Origin of the sequence: Candidatus Magnetobacterium casense, from assembly GCF_019173545.1 — a bacterium.
GTDB lineage: Bacteria > Nitrospirota > Thermodesulfovibrionia > Thermodesulfovibrionales > Magnetobacteriaceae > Magnetobacterium > Magnetobacterium cryptolimnobacter.
The window spans coordinates 1-3,005 of record NZ_JABXWD010000395.1 but is presented as its reverse complement, the minus strand read 5'-3'; the positions used below and the strand labels follow the sequence as shown (position 1 = coordinate 3,005).

At 46.8% G+C, this 3,005-nt stretch carries 4 protein-coding genes; all 4 read left to right on the top strand.

The genetic code is table 11. The features are described 5' to 3' along the window. The coding region (locus tag HWQ67_RS15425; protein ID WP_218253577.1) for a PD-(D/E)XK nuclease family transposase at window positions 1–564 on the top strand (564 nt) is incomplete at its 5' end. A gap of 244 nt (window positions 565–808) precedes the next feature. After that, on the top strand, window positions 809–2,329 hold the full coding sequence (locus HWQ67_RS15420; RefSeq protein ID WP_218253576.1) for a protein kinase domain-containing protein: 1,521 nt from the start codon (window positions 809–811) through the stop codon (window positions 2,327–2,329). A 3-nt stretch (window positions 2,330–2,332) separates the two neighbouring features. Then, window positions 2,333–2,647: a hypothetical protein gene (locus HWQ67_RS15415; RefSeq protein ID WP_218253575.1), complete on the top strand. Its 315-nt coding sequence runs from the start codon at window positions 2,333–2,335 to the stop codon at window positions 2,645–2,647. A 34-nt stretch (window positions 2,648–2,681) separates the two neighbouring features. Beyond that, window positions 2,682–2,825 (top strand): hypothetical protein, encoded by a 144-nt coding sequence (locus tag HWQ67_RS15410; protein WP_218253574.1) that lies wholly within the window; start codon window positions 2,682–2,684, stop codon window positions 2,823–2,825. Window positions 2,826–3,005: the final 180 nt, after the last annotated feature.

Sequence of the window (3,005 nt, the reverse complement as noted above, 5' to 3'; positions counted from 1 at the left end):
AATCTAAGGCCGGTGATATATATAGGCATCGTGAATTTTGAAATATTTGAAGGCAATAACTACTTAACAAGGCATCTGATATTGAACAAAGATACGCTTAAGAGGGAATTGACAGACTTTGAGTTCAATTTTATAGAGCTGCCCAAGTTCACAAAGACAGAGGCTGAGGTAGATAGCATAATAGAGAAGTGGATATATTTCATAAAGAATGCGTACTCGCTGGAGATGGTGCCTGTGAGTGCCGACTTTGTTGAGATAAAGGAGGCCTATGAGATAGCCAATGAGGGTACCTGGAGCAAGAAAGAATTTGAGGTATATGAATATTGGCAGATGAGATTACAGGATGAAAGGGGTGCGCTTGAAAATTCTTTTGACGAAGGCAAGCTTGAAGGGTTGCTTGAGGGGATAGAAGGGATGCTTGAGATCAAGCACGCAGATGAGGCAGCTGCACTTATGGACAGTGTCAGAACCATTAAAAATGTTGAGCATTTGCAGGCATTTAAAACGCTGCTAAGGAAGTCTGCCTCTGTGGATGAACTGTGGAGCTACCTCAAAGGGGCATGAGGGCTTACCTGGTATTTGAAAATTTAGCTATTGACTTTTTTGAATGTTTGTTCTCAGGGTATTGCCAACCCCCTCCGCCCCCTCAAGCCCTAACCTACTGATAAAGGGAAGGAGACAATTATTAAAAGTGATCTGCAACCCAATCTTCAGGCAGAACAAATTAATCGTAGTCTGATATTTTCAGTTTGCACGTATTCGTGCTATAATATCTTTGTAACTAACGTTTTTTAAGAGGCTGGCAACAATGATAGATATTAGACTTGATATATTTGATGGACACACAAAGATACAGACCGTTGTTCTGAATGAACCAAGCACGCTCCTTATTGGTCGGTCAAAGAAGGCCCATCTGCAGGTTGGCGCCATAGACAGAAACATATCGAGAAACCACTGTATGCTTGAGATACGTCCTACAAGGTGCTTCCTGATGGACCTCAACAGCCGCAACGGTACGTTTGTAAACAAAAAAAAGATAGTAAAACACGTCCTCACCGACGGCGATGAGATAACGCTTGGCAACATTACGATTCGAGTGGCATTAACAAAGGCCGTCATCGAAAAGATTTGTTGCAATATATGCAAAAAAGACGCAACCGATGAAGTAATCAACCTCTTTGGAAAAAGCATAACCTTCCACGACTACACCTGCATCACCTGTCAGGACAAGACAATGGAACTGTTGACCAATAAAGCCGATGCCAGACACCAACAAATCCACAAAGAGGAGATACGCAGCAGCTTTAACTGCCATGCCTGTAAAAAAGACCTCTCAGCGGAAGCAAACAGAGACGGCCTTGCCTATGAGCTTGAGGACTCCATTTACCTGTGTCCACAGTGCACCTCCGTCAAGTGTACACAAAAAGATTCGTTTTTGGCAGACAACCAATATATCCTCCTTAACGAAGTCGGCAGAGGCGGCATGGGGATCGTCTACCGCGCCGTACACCAAAACACACGACGCATGTGTGCAGTGAAGAAGATTCATCCATCGGTTATCTACGACGACCGCTACATCATGCTCTTTGAGCGGGAGATAGCCGTCCAGTCCAAGGTCATACACCCAAACCTTGTGAGACTCCTCGACAAGGGTGCCACGGGGGAAACGTGCTACTTTGTAAGCGAATTGCTGCCAGGTGGCAGTGTCTCCAACCTGCTCCTGAAGTCTACCAGTAAGCGTATCCCGGCACCCCTGGCATGCAGCATCACCATAGATATACTAAAAGGACTCTCCGCCTTACACGAAAACGGATTTATCCACAGGGACATAAAGCCCTCCAACTTCCTGCTCTCACTGCCTGGCGAAACCGGCTCCTACAGGGCAAAGATATGCGACTACGGCTTGGCCAAATCATACGAGGACGCCGGAAACTCCTTCTTTGATATCACAAAAACAGGGGGAGGATTTGCAGGGTCGATCATGTACATGTCTCCGGAGTTGATAAAAAATTACAAGTACAGCAAACCCCCGGTTGACGTCTACTCCGTGGGGGTCAGCCTGTACTATATGCTCACCGGCACATACACCGTGGACATCTCACGCCTGCCCTCAGAGCGCAGCGACAACTCCGGCCTCACTCGCCATGCCGTTGAACTGGTACTGGACGAACCCGCCGTTGAACTGCTCAAACGTGACCCAACACTGCCACTGTCCCTGGCCAGGGTCGTTGACAAGGCAGTGTCAAAAAACGCATACGCGAGTTTTCAGACTGCAAACGAGTTTATAGAAGGACTTGAAAATGTAATGAAAAAAGAAGGATGGTGCTAACTTATGCGCAAATACACATATGTAGCCTTGATGGGAATTATGACATTGTCTCTGGGAGTCGCTTCGTGTGATTATGCCTCAGAGACCAAAGAAGACTTATCGAAAATCACGGACAAGAAGGTAGACAAAATCGAAAAATCACGCGTTGCAACAGAGAAGTCCGACATTGAGACCCTCAAGAGAGGCATTACGGGCTTCAATGCAGCCAACGGCAGATACCCCAAAAACCTCGACGAACTCCAGGAATTCACCGCGATTAACTTCGATAAAGGCATCTACAGCTATAACCCACAAACGGGGGCCATTACCATGAGATAGCCAACGGTTACAGTAAAATTGGATTAAATACGAAATGGTAGCACCACAACCAACCGTGGTCATGCAGCCACCGCCATTGTTTGGTTTTGTAGGTGCTTTGGTGGTCGTCCTTGTCCTGGAGAATCAACCCATAACGGCAATGGAACCTTACTTCTTAAGTAATAGTTCACCCCCCTAAGAAGAAGGAAAGAAAGGGGCGGAGCCGCTTCTTTGTCGCTCCAGGAGGGGTCAGCGACCCCCGGCTCAATGCGCTCCTGGCCCCCTTCAGAACCCCCTGCAAGGGGGCCAGCCCCCTTGACCCCTTCTTATCTTGTTGACATTGGGTTGATTATACACAACATTTCAATTGTATAGCTGA

Bases quoted from the DNA above. Each gene is read 5' to 3' on its own strand.
- HWQ67_RS15415 (WP_218253575.1), top strand. From the start codon at position 2,333: ATGCGCAAATACACATATGTAGCCTTGATGGGAATTATGACATTGTCT.
- HWQ67_RS15410 (WP_218253574.1), top strand. From the start codon at position 2,682: ATGGTAGCACCACAACCAACCGTGGTCATGCAGCCACCGCCATTGTTT.
- HWQ67_RS15420 (WP_218253576.1), top strand. From the start codon at position 809: ATGATAGATATTAGACTTGATATATTTGATGGACACACAAAGATACAG.